We start from the raw sequence: 17,491 nt of genomic DNA, 5'->3' as shown, positions 1-17,491 counted from the left end.
AGTAGGCTAACACCTACTGATGTTTTGTTACATAGGGCAAAAGTTTCTGCCTAAAGAGGTGGTGTTTATGGGTAATGAAGAAAACGCCTGATTTTATTCTCATCATCGTTACACTTGCGTTGTTAACAATCGGAATGATTATGGTGTATAGTGCGAGTGCAGTTTGGGCCTCTTATAAAATGGGGGACTCATTCTTTTTTGCAAAAAGGCAATTGTTATTTGCAAGTCTTGGTGTAATGGCTATGTTTTTTATCATGAAAATTGATTATTGGGTGTGGCGTACGTATTCAAAAGTAATTTTGCTAGTTTGCTTCATTCTTCTTATTCTTGTTCTTATTCCGGGGGTAGGACTTGTCCGAGGAGGAGCGCGAAGTTGGATTGGAATCGGGGCATTTTCCATTCAACCGTCAGAATTTATGAAGTTTGCGATGATTATTTTCTTAGCAAAATTTTTAGCGGAACGACAAAAATTAATTACTTCTTTTAAACGTGGTTTACTACCAGCTCTTGGCTTTGTATTTCTTGCTTTTGGGATGATTATGTTACAGCCAGATCTTGGCACAGGAACGGTAATGGTTGGGACATGTATCATTATGATATTTATCTCGGGAGCGAGGGTCTTTCACTTTGCAATGTTTGGTTTGCTGGGTATAGCAGGATTTGTAGGGTTAATTGCATCAGCACCGTATCGAATGAAACGTATTACATCATATTTAGATCCGTGGTCAGATCCGCTTGGAAGTGGATTTCAAATTATTCAATCGTTACTCGCAATTGGACCTGGTGGATTATTCGGGCTCGGACTTGGACAAAGTAGACAAAAGTTTCTTTATTTACCTGAACCACAAACAGACTTTATATTTGCAATCTTATCCGAGGAATTAGGTTTTATTGGTGGTTCATTTGTGTTATTATTATTTAGTCTATTATTATGGCGTGGGATTCGTATAGCTTTAGGAGCGCCAGATTTATATGGTACGTTTTTAGCAGTAGGTATTGTGGCGATGATTGCGATTCAAGTAATGATTAATGTGGGTGTTGTAACAGGATTGATGCCTGTTACGGGTATTACTTTGCCGTTTTTAAGTTATGGTGGATCGAGTTTGACATTAATGTTAATGGCAGTAGGTGTATTATTAAATATAAGTCGCCATTCTCGCTACTAAACCCTGTTTTATAAGACAGGGTTTTTCGTATGTGCGCGAAGAAACATTATGTATATAGAAATAAATACGACTGAAATAAGAAAAGAGAAGCGGAGGAGTTAGTAGTGCGAGTATTAGTAAGTGGTGGGGGCACTGGAGGTCATATTTATCCGGCTCTTGCTTTAATAAGAGAAATAAAAAAGTTAAATCCGGAAGCAAGGTTTTTATATATTGGTACGGAGAATGGATTAGAGAGCACAATCGTTCCAAAAGCAGGTATACCGTTTCAATCGATTGTTATAAGTGGATTTAAGCGCAAAATATCGTTAGATAACGTGAAAACGGTGATGCGTTTTCTAAAGGGTGTACAAGATAGTAAACGATATATTCGTCGTTTTAATCCGGACATTGTGATTGGAACGGGTGGATATGTATGTGGACCAGTTGTATATGCTGCGGCGAAATTAGGTATTCCAACTATTGTACATGAACAAAATAGTGTACCTGGTGTAACGAATAAATTTTTAAGTCGCTATGTTGATAAAGTTGCGGTTTGTTTTGAAGCGGCTGCAGAACATTTTCCACAGTCAAAAGTTGTCATGACAGGAAATCCACGAGCATCAGAAGTAATGGATCAGAATGGAATGAAAGGAAAACGTTCAGTAGGTTTATCTCTTCCTAAAAAATCCGTACTTATTTTTGGTGGAAGCCGTGGGGCTAGACCAATTAACGATGCTTTCGTAGAAGCAATTGAACAGTTCGGAAATAAAAGTTACGAAATATTGTATGTAACAGGTGAAGTTCATTATGACAAAGTAATGGAAGCAGTGAAGCAAAAAGGGAATCCGAATAATGTTATTATTAAACCTTTCATTCATAATATGCCAGAGGTACTTACGGGGGTAGATCTTGTTGTTTCAAGAGCGGGGGCAACAACACTTGCAGAATTAACCGCATTAGGAAAGCCAAGTGTGTTAATTCCGAGTCCTTACGTAACAAATAACCATCAGGAAAAAAATGCACGTTCTGTTGTCGATAAAGGAGCAGCAAAAATGTTGCTTGAAAAAGATTTAACAGCTGAAACGCTTATTCGTGATATTGATGAGATTTTATTAGATGCACAAACATTACAAAATATGAAGCTAGCTGCTACACAATTAGGTATTCCAGATGCAGCAAATAAGCTGTATGAAGTAATGAATAAGCTTGTAAAAAAATAACGTTAGGTGAACGCCCTGCATACTACTGTAATAAGGATACTTAGTATGGGGGAGATTGTTTATGGAGCAATTAGTAAATGAGCTTATAGAAGCAAATGTTGGTCGCGTATTAGTGAATGAACCGTTAGCGCGTTATACCACTATGAAAATAGGTGGACCAGCTGATATTTTAATTGTGCCAAAGCATATTGCCGGTATTGAAAAAACTTTGCAGTTAGTAAAAAAATATAAAACAAAGTGGACTGTAATTGGTCGCGGTTCGAACCTTCTTGTATCTGATTTAGGTATAGAAGGTGTCGTTATTCGTTTAGGAGAAGGATTAGACCATTTAGAAGTCGAAAAACATAGAGTAAGAGTTGGTGGTGGATACCCCCTTATTAAATTGTCAACTTTACTTAGTCGTCAAGGGTTAGCCGGTCTGGAATTTGCAAGTGGTATTCCAGGAAGTGTTGGTGGTGCAGTGTATATGAATGCAGGAGCACATAAATCGGATATAGCACACATATTATCAAAAGCTCTTATTTTGTTTGAAAACGGAACAATTGACTGGTTAACGCATGGAGAAATGGAGTTTTCCTATCGTACATCTATATTACAAACGAAACGTCCTGGTATTGTTTTGGAAGCTGAGTTTCAATTACAGTTAGGAGAGCGTGAGGGAATCGTAAGTGTCATGCAAAAGAATAAAGATTATCGCCGTGAAACACAGCCATGGAATCATCCTTGTGCAGGAAGTGTATTTCGGAATCCAATTCCATACTATGCAGGAGATTTAATAGAAAAGGCTGGGCTTCGTGGCTATCAAATAGGTGGAGCTCAAATTTCTGAAATGCATGGGAATTTTATAATTAATACTGGGGGAGCCAGCGCGCAAGATGTCTTATCTTTAATTGCATTAATAAAACAAACAATCAAGGATAAATTTAGCGTAGAAATGCATACAGAAGTAGAAATCATTGGAAGATAACGGTTATTCGTTCCGCTCATTATCATTTATGTTATAATAAGAAGATAAGAACGGCATGAGGAACATGCCGTTCTTTATGTTACGTAGGGGGATCGTACATGAAAAATAGTAAAGTGATTAAACTACAGGATCGTGTACCAAAGTTAAAAAATCAGCAGAAAAAAAACAAAAAAAATGTTAATCATCGGTTGATTTTATACATATCAATTTTATTTTTATTAGTGCTCTTTTTAATTTATTTTCGGTCTCCGCTTAGCAATATTAAAAAGATAAGTGTGTTTGGAAATCATTATATGACAGATGAGCAAGTGATGAAGGAATCAGGTGTGACGTATGATACAAGTTATTTCCGAGTGACAGCACATAAAGCAGAAGAAAACCTAACGAAACGAAAAGAAATTAAAGAGGTAAATGTAAAAAAACGTTTTCCAAATAAAATTGATGTTCATATTGAAGAATATTTAACGATTGGTTATATAAACAAAGATGGGAAATTACAACCGCTATTAGAGAACGGGAAAACACTTGATGTCCTCCCGAACGGAAAACTTCCTGTTGCAGCGCCAATTTTTGAACCTTTTAAAGAGGAGAAAATGAAGGAGTTAATTGCTGAGCTTGAAAAATTAACACCAACTATTTTAAGGTCTATTTCTGAAATTCGTTATTCACCGACGAATGCGAATGAAGACCATCTTACTTTATATATGAATGAAGGGTACGAGGTGAGCACTACGATACAAAATTTCGCAAAGCGTATGGAAGCTTATCCACTTATCTTAAAAACAATTGAGCCGGGTAAAAAGGTATTAATTGACTTAGAAGTAGGGGCATATACGAAAGAATTAGGAGCGGAAGAAAAAAAAGAATAGAGTGATAGTTTTCACTACATTACTGTAGAAAAAACGAAACAAACGTTCTTCTTAATGCATCTGAATTTACAAGAATGGTTCATTTGATGAAAAAGATGTAAAAATTCTTAGATTCATACTAGGATTGGTACAAGTTTCACTTTTCTATGAGTACATCTTAGTGTAGACTTATACTTGGCGGTAATTTTTACACTTGAAATGGAATTATTTCAAGATAAGCAGTTATTCACAGTTTACTGCGATATTCTAAAATGAATGTTAAATAAAAATAAGAAAAATATAGGGTTAAAAAAGGGAAACGTATAAAGACGTTGAATATTTTTCTTATAAATAGTAAAGTTGCGATTGTTGTTCCATATATTGAGTTGTATGGTATAAATAAAGAAGGAGGTGCCAAAGAATGAACAGCAATGAAATATATGTTAGTCTTGACATCGGTACATCCAATGTTAAAGTCATCATTGGCGAAATGGTTAATGACAGCTTAAACATTATTGGTGTTGGAAATGTAAAATCAAATGGTTTAAAGAAGGGATCGATAGTTGATATAGATGAGACTGTTCGATCAATTAAAAAAGCAATTGAACAAGCTGAGCGCATGGTGGGAATCCACATTGAGCAAGTTGTAGTAGGTGTCAATGCAAACCAGGTACAACTACTTCCTTGTCACGGAGTAGTCGCTGTTTCAAATGAAGATCGTGAAATCGGGAATGAAGATGTCTTACGCGTTCTAGATGCAGCACAAGTTGTGTCAATTGCTCCAGAACGTGAGTTTATTGATGTGGTACCTCGACAGTTCATTGTAGACGGTCTTGACGAGATTAACGATCCACGCGGGATGATCGGTGTAAGATTAGAAATGGAAGGTACACTTATTACAGGCTCGAGAACTTTACTACATAACCTACTTCGTTGTGTAGAAAAAGCAGGTCTTGAAATTGTTGATATTTGTCTTCAACCTTTAGCGGCTGCAACAGTTGCTATATCTTCAGATGAAAAAAATAGAGGAGTAGCCCTTGTTGATATGGGGGGAGGATCTACAACTTTATCTATTTTTAAAGATGGAGAGTTACAAGCGACGAGCGTATTACCATTAGGTGGAGACCATATAACGAAGGATATTGCGATTGGGTTGAAAACTTCAACAGAAAATGCAGATCAAATTAAGTTGAAATATGGACATGCTTTTTATGATACAGCATCTGAAGAAGAGATGTTTACGGTTCCTATTATGGGAAGCGATCAAACAGAACAATATTCTCAGTTGGAATTATCGGATATAATAGAGGCTCGTGTAGAGGAAATTTTAATGTTTGTTCAAGATGAAGTGCGTAAGTTAGGAGTAAAGCAAGTAGCTTCTGGTTATGTGCTAACTGGTGGAATTGCTTCTATGCCAGGTGTCCTTGATCTTGCATATGATATTTTACATGAAAATGTTCGTATAGCAACTCCTGATTACATTGGTGTGCGTGAGCCCCAATATACAAGTGGAGTGGGATTAATTAAACATTCTTATCAAAAAGCTAAATTACGTGGGAAAAATGTGCAGGAAAAGCAAGAGCATTTTGAACCAGTACCAGCACCAGCACCAACGCCGGTACAACAGCAACCTGCGAAACAAAAAACTCGTAATCAAAACAATAATAATCAAAATGATGACCGTATGATGTCAAAAGTAAAACGTGTATTCCGTTATTTATGGGATTAAAATTGGACACGAAAAATGAGGTTCTAGGGGGATTTCGACATGTTAGAGTTTGATACTACTCAAGATCAATTAGCGAATATAAAAGTTATCGGTGTCGGCGGTGGCGGAAACAATGCTGTAAACCGTATGATTGAACACGGTGTACAAGGTGTAGACTTTATCGCTGTGAATACTGATGCACAAGCATTAAATCTATCAAAAGCTGAAACAAAGATGCAAATTGGTGGAAAATTAACACGTGGACTTGGTGCAGGTGCAAACCCTGAAGTAGGGAAAAAAGCTGCAGAAGAAAGTAAAGAACAGATCCAAGAAGCACTTCGTGGTGCAGATATGGTCTTCGTAACTGCTGGTATGGGCGGCGGAACTGGAACTGGTGCAGCTCCAGTTGTTGCTCAAGTTGCAAAAGAATTAGGTGCATTAACAGTTGGTGTTGTAACACGTCCATTTACATTTGAAGGACGCAAGCGTGCAACACAAGCAGCATCTGGTATTGCGGCATTTAAAGAAAATGTAGATACACTTATTGTAATTCCAAACGATCGCTTATTAGAGATTGTTGATAAAAATACGCCGATGTTAGAAGCGTTCCGTGAAGCAGATAACGTATTACGTCAAGGTGTTCAAGGTATTTCTGATTTAATTGCAACACCAGGTTTAATTAACTTAGACTTCGCAGACGTAAAGACAATTATGTCTAATAGAGGTTCTGCTTTAATGGGTATTGGTTCTGGTAATGGAGAAAATCGTGCTGCTGAAGCTGCGAAAAAAGCGATTTCTAGTCCATTATTAGAAACATCTATTGATGGAGCTCAAGGTGTTATCATGAATATTACGGGTGGAGCTAACTTAAGCTTATATGAAGTACAAGAAGCGGCAGACATTGTAGCTTCAGCTTCAGATCCAGAAGTAAATATGATCTTCGGTTCTGTTATTAATGAAGGATTAAAAGATGATATCGTTGTAACTGTAATTGCAACTGGTTTTGATGATAGTGCTGCGACGCAGCCACCAAAACCAATTATTCGTCCGACTGCGAATCACACGCAACAACAGCAACAGCAAGTAGCTCAACCTTCAAAACAACGTGAAGTTAAGCGTGAAATGAAACGTGAAGAGCCGGTTGTGCATGAGCGTCATTCAGATTCAGATGACATCGATATTCCAGCATTCTTACGTAACCGTCGTAGACGATAAAAGAAAAGGAGCTTTTATGCTCCTTTTTTGTTTTATACAGGGAAAAGATCTGCTAAGCAGGTCTTTTTTATTTTGTATATTTTAATTTACCTCGCATTAATTACCTATAAAATTCCAGTTTATATGAGCTAAAAGAAACCAATCCTACTGATTAAAATTCCGTTTTATAGCTGTAGTAAAGGATTTTTAACTTTCTTTACATATAGTTCAATGGATTTGCCAGTAAAAAATAAAAGTATATCATTCTATGAAACTATACTTTTATTTTTTACCGACAGATTATGTCTAGAAATCACAAAATAACAAAAAAACACCTCCGCAAATTGACACACTTTCCTATTGGATATGCATTATACTAGTCTCAACTTAAATAAAGAGGTGAATTGTTTGGTTGTTTACGCCGACGTTGTTTGGTTGTTAAACGCCTGCATTGATTTTCTTTTACTTTTATTAACAGCCACCGTGTTAAAAAAGAAGATCAAAAGATGGAGGCTTGTGTTAGGGGCATTTATAGGTTCAACCATTGTTATTTTTGCCTTTACTCCTTTTGCTTCTATGATGACACATCCAATTATGAAACTACTGTACTCGTTACTTATTGTGTATACAGCATTTGGGTTTACAACGTTTAGAAATTATACACAAACTGTTTTTACTTTTTACTTTGTCACCTTTATGGTTGGCGGAGGGTTAATTGGCACTCATTTCTTTTTGCAAACGAATGAAATGGTAAGTGGATTGGTCCAATCTCAATCAATTTCTTACGGTGACCCAATTAGCTGGTTGTTTGTTGTTTTTGGTTTTCCGGTAATTTATTATTTTTCTAAAAAGCGTATTGAAAGTGTAGAGGTTACAAAAATACACTATGATCAAATTGTAAAATTGAAAATTCAATTAGCTGAAGAGGAACTAGAACTCGCAGGTTTAATTGATAGTGGGAACCAACTTTACGATCCGTTAACAAAAACACCCGTTATGATTATGCATATTTCATCATTAGAACATTGCTTACCAGCTTGGTTAACAGAACAAATTTATTCCAAAACAGAGATTCCTCAAATACCAGAAAATGATTCTGGGTGGGCGACAAAATTACGCTTAATTCCTTTCCGAGCAGTAGGAGTAGAGAATCAATTTTTATGGGCAATTAAGCCAGACAGTGTGCAAATTTATCATGAAGGTAGTTCTATTGCCGTGAACAAAGTATTGATTGGATTAAATACACAACAGTTGTCAACCAATGGAGAGTATCAATGTATTGTGCATCCGAAAATGTTAATTTCGCAAAAAATGGTAATTGCTTAATAATGGGAGGCGGGATAATATGATGAAATTAAAATTTTATTTAGTATATCTTTGGTATAAAGTATTGTTGAAATTAGGAATTAAGACCGATGAAATTTATTATATTGGTGGAAGTGAAGCATTGCCACCGCCGTTAACGAAAGAAGAAGAGGAAGTTCTTTTGAATAAATTGCCAAAAGGCGATCAGGCAGCAAGATCATTACTAATTGAACGCAACTTACGGCTAGTTGTATATATAGCAAGAAAGTTTGAAAATACAGGGATAAATATTGAAGATTTAATTAGTATAGGAACAATCGGTCTTATTAAAGCAGTCAATACATTTAATCCAGAAAAGAAAATAAAATTAGCAACATATGCCTCGCGTTGTATAGAAAATGAAATTTTAATGCATTTGCGCCGAAATAACAAAAATCGTTCAGAAGTTTCTTTTGATGAACCGCTTAACATCGATTGGGATGGGAATGAACTTTTGTTATCTGATGTATTAGGTACAGACGATGATATTATTACAAAAGATTTAGAAGCTACTGTGGATCGTCATCTTCTAATGAAAGCATTACATCAATTAAATGATCGTGAAAAACAAATTATGGAACTTCGGTTTGGGCTTGCTGGAGGAGAGGAAAAGACGCAAAAAGATGTGGCGGATATGCTTGGGATTTCACAGTCATACATTTCGCGTTTAGAAAAAAGAATCATAAAAAGATTACGAAAAGAATTTAATAAAATGGTGTAAGAATAAGACCAGCCGTTATCTAGGCTGGTCTTATTCTCTGTAGTTGTATGAGGAGAGACAACTAAAATGAAAAATGAAGAGAAAACCGCATGCATAAAATCCCCTTCAAAGGAAATACTTTACACTGTACAGCAACTCCCGATAGGAGGGAACACTTTGACGAGAAACAAAGTAGAAATTTGCGGTGTTGATACAGCTAAACTTCCCGTACTAAAAAATGATGAAATGCGTAAATTATTTCGTGAAATGCAAAGTGGAGAGATAAGCGCAAGAGAGAAATTAGTGAATGGAAACTTACGTCTTGTACTGAGCGTCATCCAAAGATTTAATAACAGAGGAGAATATGTTGACGATTTATTTCAAGTTGGTTGCATTGGACTTATGAAATCCATTGATAACTTTGATTTAGGCCAAAATGTAAAATTTTCAACGTATGCTGTGCCGATGATTATTGGGGAAATACGCAGATATTTGCGTGATAACAATCCAATTCGCGTATCTCGCTCATTACGAGATATTGCGTATAAAGCGTTACAAGTAAGAGAAAAGTTGATTGCAGAAAATTCAAAAGAACCAACAGCGATGGATATTGCAAAAGTGCTTGAAGTGACTCATGAAGAAATTGTTTTTGCTTTAGATGCGATTCAAGATCCAGTTTCATTATTTGAGCCGATTTATAACGATGGAGGAGATCCCATCTTTGTTATGGATCAGTTAAGTGATGAAAAACAAAAGGACGAGCAGTGGGTTGAAGAGCTAGCACTGAAAGAAGGGATGAAGCGTTTAAATGATCGTGAGAAAATGATTATTAGAAAACGTTTCTTTCAAGGCAAAACACAAATGGAAGTTGCAGAAGAAATTGGGATTTCTCAAGCGCAAGTGTCACGTTTAGAGAAATCAGCTATTAAACAAATGAATAAGACGATTCAAGGATAAGGTTTCACCATTTATGGTGAGACCTTTTTATATGTAATATAGTTTGTTTGCGCTCATAGTAGGGTAGCTGTGTTCATATAATGAAAATAGTATGGAATTAGTAAAGGGTGCTTCCTGTTAATTTGAGAAACAGTATTTTTTTATTCGTCATATATAAGGGGGGATGAAAGTGATACGAATTTCGGAGTTGCAGATGAAAGACATAATAAATGTGTCAAATGGAAAAAGGCTTGGAAATATTGGAGATATCGAAATCGATATGAACACAGGGAAGATTAAATCTATCATTATTTCCAAACAGGCACGTATGTTAGGGATTTTTGGGAAAGATGTAGAAATTGTAATTCCTTGGGAGGAAATTATGAAAATTGGGGAAGATGTCATACTTATTAGAGTAAATCCTGTTAATTCTGTAACAGAATCAATACAAACACCGACAATTTCATAAAGAATATTACAAATTCCTCTTTTTTTTCTGTTAGGATTATGAAAAAATAAAAGTATGGTAAAATAGACAGGAAGTACCATGCTTTTTTATGTTATTTTAATTAAAAGGAGCAGCCTTATGAGAGAACCATTTAAATATGTGGACGGTATACTGTATTTACAAGCGTGGAAAGAACTTGGAAACATTACTGCTGGATTTACGACAAAAGATGGTGGGGTAAGTACGGGCTCCTTTCATGCGATGAATTTAGGATTACATGTGAATGATATCGTGGAGAACGTTCATGAAAACAGACGCATTTTAGCTAATAAGTTACAAAAACCATTAGAAAACTGGATTTGCTCTGAACAAGTTCATGATCATCATGTTGAAAAAGTAGGACAACAGGAAAAAGGAAGCGGCGTCTATTCATATGAAGACGGCATTTCAAAAACAGATGGCATTTATACGACTAATAATGATGTTCTTCTAACATCTTGTTACGCGGATTGTGTTCCACTCTATTTTTATGCACCATCACATGGTATGATAGGACTTGCGCATGCTGGATGGAAAGGGACTGTAAAAGAGATTGCAAAAGAAATGATTCAAAAATGGAATGCAGAAGGGATTTCAAGTGATGAAATTCAAGTTGCAATTGGACCAGCAATTGGATCTTGTTGTTACGTTGTTGATGATCGAGTGTTAACAGCGGCAGAACAAGTAGTAAACGGTTCTGTCCCTTATAAAAAAATTTCTGATGGGCAGTATGCAATTAATTTAAAAGAAATTAATCGTATATTATGTGTACAAGCAGGCATAAAAGAAGAGAATATTGTAATGTCATCTCTTTGTACAAGCTGTGAAGAACAACTATTTTTCTCTCATCGTCGTGATCAAGGTAAGACGGGGAGAATGTTGAGTTTCATAGGTTTTAAGGAGGAAGAAAGCAAGTGACAGTACAAAAAAATTTAACAACTGTAAACGAAAAAATTAAACAATCTTGCGCACGAGCGGGACGTTCGTTGCAAGATATTAAACTCGTTGCGGTTACAAAAACGGTAGGAATTGAAAAAACGAATGAAGTAATTGAAGCTGGAATTATCGATTTAGGTGAAAATAGAAATGAAGGTTTCTTACAGAAGTACGAGCATTTCGGTTCAAAAGTGAATTGGCATTTTATTGGATCATTACAAACGAGAAAAGTAAAAGAAATCATTAATGAAATCGATTATTTACATTCGTTAGATCGTCTTTCACTTGCAAAAGAAATTCAAAAACGTGCGGATAAGAAAGTGAAATGTTTTATTCAAGTGAAAACATCATCTGAAGAATCAAAGCAAGGGTTGGCAATAGAAGAAACCATTTCTTTTATTCAAAGTTTGCAAGAATTGGATAAGATTGAAGTGGTGGGACTAATGACAATGGCTCCGTTTACAGAAGAAGAAGAAGAAATCAGACGCTGTTTTAAGGAGTTACGTATGCTACAAACAGAGGTGCAGGAGCTAGAATTATTACATGCGCCATGTAAAGAATTATCAATGGGAATGTCTAATGATTACACGATTGCGATTGAAGAAGGTGCTACATATATTCGTTTGGGGACGATTTTAGTAGGAAAAGCGTAAAAGGAAGGAGAATCTTATTATGAGTTGGTCAAAAGTAAAGTACTTCTTTTTTGATACACCGGAAGAAAAAGAAGCAGCTCAATATAGTTATGAAAAGGAGCAAACAGACATGAAGAAGCAGCAAGATCCGCCAGAAAAACAAGATGTTACGTTTCCAAAAGCGCAACCGAAACAAAATGTTGTGAGCATTGAAACAGCAAAGCAATCTTCAAAAGTTGTTTTATTAGAACCACGCACATATTCGGAAGCGCAAGGGATTGCGGACCATTTAAAAGGTAGACGAGCTGTTGTGATTAATTTACAACGAATGTCTACTGATCAAGCTGTACGTATCGTTGACTTTTTAAGTGGTACTGTATACGCTATAGGCGGGGACATTCAAAAAATAGGACCGAAAACATTTATGTGTACGCCTGAAAATGTAGATATTGTTGGTGCAATTTCAGAGTTATTCGGTGAAGAAGAAGACACAAATATAAAGAGGTGGTAATACGCCATGGTAACAGTTTTAAACGTTTTAATTACTGCTATCGAGATTTACTCGTGGGCACTTATTATTTACATTCTCCTATCATGGTTCCCGGGTGCAAAGGAATCAACTTTCGGAGATTTTCTTGCGCGTATTTGTGAACCGTATTTAGAACCATTTCGCAGATTTATTCCGCCGCTTGGTATGATTGATATCTCTCCACTCGTTGCGATTTTTGCGTTAAAGCTTGCTACGAATGGTTTAGTAAGTATATTCCGCTATTTCTTATAGTAAGAGGTTAAATACATGAGCATCTATGAACATTTCAGACCCGATGAGGAGGTCTTTGTGGATAAGGTGTTAGAGTGGAAGCGAGCAGCGGAGTACCATCAAGTGAAACTAACAGATTTCCTTGATCCAAGGCAACAACAAATTGTCACTATGGTAATAGGACAAGGGGATGTTGCTGTACAGTTTGATGGTGCAACACCTCATGCAGAGCGTAAAAGAGCACTCATTTATCCGGACTATCTAGTAGTAAATGAAGAGGAATTTCAAGTAGAGGTATTAGAAATTGACTATCCTTCCAAGTTTTATACGCTAGAACATAGGCAAATATTAGGTACATTTATGTCTCTGGGTTTAACGAGAGAAAAATGTGGAGATATTTTGCTTCAAGAAAATCGTGCCCAAATTATAGTCGCGAAAGAAGTTGTATCTTATATTGAGATGAACTTACAATCGATAGGGAAAGTGAAAGTTTCCTTATCACCAGTGCAAGGAGAAAAAATTCTACAGATGCAAGAAACGTGGGGAGAGAAATCTGGAACGGTTTCTTCACTTCGTTTAGATGTTATGTTAGCTGAAATGTTACATATATCCAGACAGAAAGTACAACCTTTCATAAAAAATGGACTAGTAAAAGTGAATTGGAAAACAGTGGAGCAAACCTCTTATGAATGTTATCCAGGAGATGTTTTTTCAGTGAGAGGATATGGACGAAGTAAATTGTTTTCTGTAGAAGGTAGAACAAAGCGCGACAAATGGAGAATTTTGTATGGTATACTAAAATGATTGGTTTTTTAGAAGGAAATCCTCCTATTTTGTCGAAGAAAAGATATAATTGAAAGAGGAAATTTAGATAACTACTTGGAGGTGGCGTTGTGCCGTTAACACCATTAGATATTCATAACAAAGAATTTGGTCGCGGATTCCGTGGCTATGATGAGGATCAAGTAAATGAGTTTCTTGATCAGATTATCAAAGATTATGAATTAGTCATTCGTGAGAAAAAAGCTTTAGAAGAAAAAGTTGCGCAATTAGAAGGAAAGTTAGATCATTTTTCTAATATTGAAGATACGCTAAACAAATCTATCGTTGTTGCACAAGAAGCAGCGGAAGAAGTAAAACGTAATGCACAAAAAGAAGCAAAATTAATCGTACGTGAAGCGGAAAAGAATGCAGACCGTATTATTAACGAAGCATTAGTAAAATCAAGAAAGGTTGCTTTTGATATTGAAGAGCTGAAGAAACAAGCGAAAGTATTCCGCACTCGTTTCCGTATGTTATTAGAAACACAGCTTGAAATGTTAAACAACGATGATTGGGATAAACTAATTGAGTTAGAAGACGAAGTAGATGAACTGTTGAAAAAAGAAGAAACAGTGTAAGCTTGACGTTTTTCTCATTATTACATATAATTTTAAACAACATATTTATTAAGAAAAACGAAGATAGGGATAAGTACCTTTTTCATACCTTATATAGCGAACTGAGGATGGTGTAAGCTCAGGATAAGGAGATAATGGGAATATCACCCTGGAGTTCCGCGCTGAACAAATAGAGTAAGCGTAGGCGTATATTCGCGTTAAGAATATAAAGAGGATTGTATACATACGTATAGGATCTACTAGGGTGGTACCGCGGGAGACTTTCTCGTCCCTTTTTGGGATGAGAAAGTCTCTTTTTTATTCCGTTTTTTAAGTCTTTCTTTTATACATGTAAGGAGGAATTGAGCATGGAGTACAAAAATACATTACTAATGCCAAAAACAGAGTTCCCAATGCGTGGGAATTTACCAAAACGTGAGCCTGCAATGCAAGAACAGTGGGCTGAAATGAATATTTATGAAAAAGTACAAGAACATACAAAAGGTCGTCCTTTATTCGTACTGCATGATGGACCTCCATATGCAAATGGTGACATTCATATGGGACATGCATTAAATAAAGTATTAAAAGACTTTATTGTTCGTTATAAATCAATGACTGGTTACTGTGCACCATATGTTCCAGGTTGGGATACGCACGGTTTACCAATTGAGCAAGCTTTAACAAATAAAGGTGTAAAGCGTAAAGAAATGACAGTTGCTGAGTTCCGTAAGTTATGTGCAGAGTATGCATATGAACAAGTAGAACGTCAACGTGAACAATTTAAGCGTTTAGGCGTACGTGCTGATTGGGATAACCCATATATTACTTTAGAGCCAGCTTATGAAGCACAACAAATTAAAGTGTTTGGTGATATGGCGAAAAAAGGTTATATCTATAAAGGGCAAAAACCAGTTTACTGGTCTCCAACGAGTGAATCAGCTTTAGCAGAAGCTGAAATTGAATACCAAGATAAAAAATCAGCATCTATTTACGTAGCATTCCCTGTTAAAGATGGAAAGAACGTATTAGAAGGTGATGAGAAATTCATTATCTGGACAACAACACCTTGGACGTTACCTGCAAACTTAGGTATTTCTGTTCACCCAGAACTTGAATACAGCATTGTAAAAGTAAATGATGAAAAATATATTATTGCGTCTGAACTATTTGAGACAGTTGCAAAAACGTTAGAGTGGGAAAATGCTGAAGTTGTGAAAACTGTAAAAGGTAGCGAACTTGAGTATACAGTTGCAAAACATCCATTCTACGATCGTGATTCATTAGTTATGCTAGGAGATCACGTAACAACAGATGCAGGTACAGGGTGTGTTCATACAGCACCAGGACACGGGGAAGATGACTTCGTTGTTGGTAAAAAGTATGGTTTAGAAGTACTTTGCCCAGTTGATGATAAAGGTGTATTAACAGAGGAAGCACCTGGATTTGAAGGCTTATTCTATGATAAAGCTAACAAGCCAATTACAGAAAAATTAGAAGAAGTAGGCGCGTTACTGAAACTAACATTCATTACGCATTCATACCCACATGATTGGAGAACGAAAAAACCAATTATTTTCCGTGCGACAGCACAGTGGTTTGCATCTATTGAAGCATTCCGTAAAGAGTTATTAGAAGCTGTTGCGGAAACAAAATGGGTACCAGCGTGGGGCGAAACTCGTCTTCATAACATGGTTCGTGACCGTGGTGACTGGTGTATTTCTCGTCAGCGTGCATGGGGTGTGCCAATTCCTGTATTCTATGCTGAGAATGGTGATCCAATTATTACAGATGAAACAATTAACCATGTAGCAGATTTATTCCGTGAACACGGTTCTAACGTATGGTTCGAGCGTGAAGCGAAAGATCTATTACCAGAAGGATTTACACATCCAGGTAGCCCAAATGGTGAATTCCGTAAAGAAACAGACATCATGGATGTATGGTTCGACTCAGGTTCTTCTCACCAAGCGGTATTAGAAGAGCGCGAAGACTTACAACGTCCAGCTGATTTATATTTAGAAGGATCTGACCAATATCGTGGTTGGTTTAACTCTTCATTATCAACAGCAGTTGCTGTAACAGGTAAAGCTCCATATAAAGGCGTACTAAGCCATGGTTTCGTATTAGATGGTGAAGGACGTAAAATGAGTAAGTCGATTGGAAACATCGTCGTACCGAAGAAAATTATGGATCAATTAGGCGGGGACATTCTACGCTTATGGGTATCTTCTGTTGACTATCAATCTGATGTACGTATTTCAGATGATATTTTAAAACAAGTAGCAGAAGTGTATCGTAAAATCCGTAACACATTCCGTTTCTTATTAGGAAACTTAGATGACTTTAAGCCAAGTGAAAATACAGTGGCAGTAGCTGAACTTCGTGAAGTAGATCGTTACATGTTAGTGAAATTAAATGACTTAATTACAAAAGTAAAAGAAGCATATGAAACATACGACTTCGCTGCTGTATATCATGCAATTCATAACTTCTGTACAATTGATTTAAGCTCATTCTACTTAGACTTTGCAAAAGACATTTTATACATTGAAGGTGCAAACCATGAAGATCGTCGTGCAATTCAAACGGTATTATATGATGTTCTTGTTGCATTGACAAAACTTGTAACACCAATCTTACCGCATACAGCTGATGAAGTATGGCCATATGTTCCGGGTGTAACAGAAGAAAGCGTACAATTAACTGATATGCCAGAAGCTGTACAATTAGATGGTGCGGAAGCATTGAAAACCAAATGGGATGCATTTATGACATTACGTGATGACGTATTAAAAGCGTTAGAAGTAGCGCGTAATGAAAAAGTAATCGGTAAGTCATTAAATGCAAGCATTACGTTATATCCAACTGCAGAAATGAAAGCTATGTTAGAGTCTATTAGCGAAGACTTAAAGCAATTATTCATCGTTTCTGAGTATAAGCTTGGTGGTCTGATGGAAGAAGCGCCAGCAGATGCGCCTAAGTATGAACATACAGCGGTTGTTGTTGCTCAAGCAACTGGTGAAACATGTGAACGTTGTTGGGTAGTTTCAGAAACAATTGGTAAAGATGCTGAACATGAAACATTATGTGAGCGTTGTGCAACAGTTGTTAAAGAAAATTATGTAAAATAATAAAAAATGACTGCACGTAAAGTGCAGTCATTTTTTTGTTGATGGTACATTGAAATAACTTTCACTCTCTTTCCTATGAAGGAAAAATGTGTGAGAGGTAA

17 protein-coding genes and 1 other annotated feature are annotated in these 17,491 nt (G+C 36.4%); all 17 genes read left to right on the top strand.

All coding sequences use genetic code 11. The features are described 5' to 3' along the window. The first annotated feature begins 74 nt into the window (after positions 1–74). The 17 genes from spoVE (at position 75) to ileS2 (ending at position 17,390) form a co-directional block, all read left to right on the top strand. The gene (gene spoVE / locus ATN06_RS19890) at positions 75–1,166 is read left to right on the top strand and encodes a stage V sporulation protein E (protein WP_060632038.1); all 1,092 of its coding nucleotides are present in this window, start codon (positions 75–77) and stop codon (positions 1,164–1,166) included. A 104-nt stretch (positions 1,167–1,270) separates the two neighbouring features. Continuing rightward, positions 1,271–2,365, top strand: coding sequence for an undecaprenyldiphospho-muramoylpentapeptide beta-N-acetylglucosaminyltransferase (gene murG / locus ATN06_RS19885; protein ID WP_016086554.1), 1,095 nt, complete (start codon positions 1,271–1,273; stop codon positions 2,363–2,365). Positions 2,366–2,426: 61 nt separating this feature from the next. Next, positions 2,427–3,332: a UDP-N-acetylmuramate dehydrogenase gene (murB, locus tag ATN06_RS19880; protein ID WP_060632037.1), complete on the top strand. Its 906-nt coding sequence runs from the start codon at positions 2,427–2,429 to the stop codon at positions 3,330–3,332. 98 nt (positions 3,333–3,430) lie between these two features. Continuing rightward, the gene (divIB, locus tag ATN06_RS19875) at positions 3,431–4,201 is read left to right on the top strand and encodes a cell division protein DivIB (RefSeq protein ID WP_060632036.1); all 771 of its coding nucleotides are present in this window, start codon (positions 3,431–3,433) and stop codon (positions 4,199–4,201) included. A gap of 400 nt (positions 4,202–4,601) precedes the next feature. Next, positions 4,602–5,909 (top strand): cell division protein FtsA, encoded by a 1,308-nt coding sequence (ftsA, locus tag ATN06_RS19870; RefSeq protein WP_001087553.1) that lies wholly within the window; start codon positions 4,602–4,604, stop codon positions 5,907–5,909. A 39-nt stretch (positions 5,910–5,948) separates the two neighbouring features. Then, positions 5,949–7,103, top strand: coding sequence for a cell division protein FtsZ (gene ftsZ, locus ATN06_RS19865; RefSeq protein WP_060632035.1), 1,155 nt, complete (start codon positions 5,949–5,951; stop codon positions 7,101–7,103). A gap of 387 nt (positions 7,104–7,490) precedes the next feature. Next, positions 7,491–8,408: a sigma-E processing peptidase SpoIIGA gene (spoIIGA, locus tag ATN06_RS19860; RefSeq protein ID WP_060632034.1), complete on the top strand. Its 918-nt coding sequence runs from the start codon at positions 7,491–7,493 to the stop codon at positions 8,406–8,408. Between the two features lie 19 nt (positions 8,409–8,427). Continuing rightward, positions 8,428–9,147, top strand: a complete 720-nt coding sequence (gene sigE, locus ATN06_RS19855; protein WP_000976948.1) for an RNA polymerase sporulation sigma factor SigE — start codon at positions 8,428–8,430, stop codon at positions 9,145–9,147. A gap of 156 nt (positions 9,148–9,303) precedes the next feature. After that, on the top strand, positions 9,304–10,083 hold the full coding sequence (gene sigG, locus ATN06_RS19850; RefSeq protein WP_000197753.1) for an RNA polymerase sporulation sigma factor SigG: 780 nt from the start codon (positions 9,304–9,306) through the stop codon (positions 10,081–10,083). Between the two features lie 163 nt (positions 10,084–10,246). Next, positions 10,247–10,531 carry a YlmC/YmxH family sporulation protein gene (locus tag ATN06_RS19845; RefSeq protein WP_060632033.1) on the top strand — a complete coding sequence of 95 codons (285 nt, stop codon included), beginning with the start codon at positions 10,247–10,249 and terminating at the stop codon, positions 10,529–10,531. 117 nt (positions 10,532–10,648) lie between these two features. Next, entirely contained in the window at positions 10,649–11,467 is an 819-nt protein-coding gene (gene pgeF / locus ATN06_RS19840) for a peptidoglycan editing factor PgeF (RefSeq protein WP_060632032.1), read from the top strand. After that, positions 11,464–12,138 carry a YggS family pyridoxal phosphate-dependent enzyme gene (locus tag ATN06_RS19835; protein ID WP_060632031.1) on the top strand — a complete coding sequence of 225 codons (675 nt, stop codon included), beginning with the start codon at positions 11,464–11,466 and terminating at the stop codon, positions 12,136–12,138. Before pgeF ends, ATN06_RS19835 begins: the two co-directional genes overlap by 4 nt. A gap of 19 nt (positions 12,139–12,157) precedes the next feature. Then, positions 12,158–12,628 carry a cell division protein SepF gene (locus tag ATN06_RS19830; RefSeq protein WP_060632030.1) on the top strand — a complete coding sequence of 157 codons (471 nt, stop codon included), beginning with the start codon at positions 12,158–12,160 and terminating at the stop codon, positions 12,626–12,628. Positions 12,629–12,634: 6 nt separating this feature from the next. Continuing rightward, a complete protein-coding gene (locus tag ATN06_RS19825; protein ID WP_060632029.1) occupies positions 12,635–12,898 on the top strand; it encodes a YggT family protein in 264 nt (87 codons plus the stop codon). 15 nt (positions 12,899–12,913) lie between these two features. After that, a complete protein-coding gene (locus tag ATN06_RS19820; protein WP_060632028.1) occupies positions 12,914–13,681 on the top strand; it encodes a YlmH family RNA-binding protein in 768 nt (255 codons plus the stop codon). Positions 13,682–13,770: 89 nt separating this feature from the next. Further along, positions 13,771–14,277 (top strand): septum site-determining protein DivIVA, encoded by a 507-nt coding sequence (gene divIVA, locus ATN06_RS19815; protein ID WP_001131611.1) that lies wholly within the window; start codon positions 13,771–13,773, stop codon positions 14,275–14,277. Between the two features lie 51 nt (positions 14,278–14,328). Continuing rightward, positions 14,329–14,553 (top strand) — a binding site (T-box leader). 71 nt (positions 14,554–14,624) lie between these two features. Continuing rightward, the gene (ileS2, locus tag ATN06_RS19810; protein WP_060632027.1) at positions 14,625–17,390 is read left to right on the top strand and encodes an isoleucine--tRNA ligase; all 2,766 of its coding nucleotides are present in this window, start codon (positions 14,625–14,627) and stop codon (positions 17,388–17,390) included. Positions 17,391–17,491: the final 101 nt, after the last annotated feature.

The sequence above is a fragment of the Bacillus thuringiensis genome (genome assembly GCF_001455345.1).
Taxonomy (GTDB): domain Bacteria; phylum Bacillota; class Bacilli; order Bacillales; family Bacillaceae_G; genus Bacillus_A; species Bacillus_A thuringiensis_N.
Note: the sequence above shows the minus strand (reverse complement) of the source record. Positions and strands in the feature narration are given on the sequence as shown.